Source organism: Parafrankia sp. Ea1.12, from assembly GCF_900465275.1.
GTDB lineage: Bacteria > Actinomycetota > Actinomycetes > Frankiales > Frankiaceae > Parafrankia > Parafrankia soli.
Genome location: NZ_UBIZ01000015.1, coordinates 1 through 512 on the forward strand (window position 1 = coordinate 1; position 512 = coordinate 512).

Below are 512 nucleotides of genomic sequence, written 5' to 3' on the forward strand. Positions count from 1 at the left end.
AGCGTTGCGTGTCAGGGCGTAGAGCAGCGACCACACCATGACCATCCAGCCTGCCCGAGGTGGGCCCTGTCCGGCGGGCAAACGCGCAGGTCACCGCTCGAATCGGGGTTCTGGAGCCCCACAGGGTCCATTTCTGTGTGATCAGGCGGCGGTGCCACCGCAGGACGGTGCCGGGCGTGACCGCCGGTGCGTTCGCAGCGCCCTGGGCAGGAGTCGGATCAGGGCGGCGAGGACCGCCCGGTCCGCCCAGTCCCACCGGGGCTTGGGCTGGGTACGACGCAGCACCGCGACCTCATGCCGCAACACCAGCAACTCGATGTTCTTCGACGCCGACGAGCGGCCGAGGAGAACCAGCCAGCTACAGACCCGAACGAGGATCAGGTACAGCAGGCGTACGGACATAGTTGACCATCATGCGGCCGGCCCCGCGCCGGCGCATCGCCCCAGGTCACAGGCTCAGGCCGACTTCTGGCACCCCACAGGATCGGCGAGTGAGCCAAAATCCCTGGACG

At 68.2% G+C, this 512-nt stretch carries 1 pseudogene; it reads right to left on the minus strand.

Annotation, left to right across the window (positions count from 1 at the left end):
* Positions 1-124: 124 nt before the first annotated feature.
* Positions 125-402, minus strand: a pseudogene (locus tag FMEAI12_RS00060) (transposase); the annotation flags it as partial.
* Positions 403-512 lie beyond the last annotated feature (110 nt).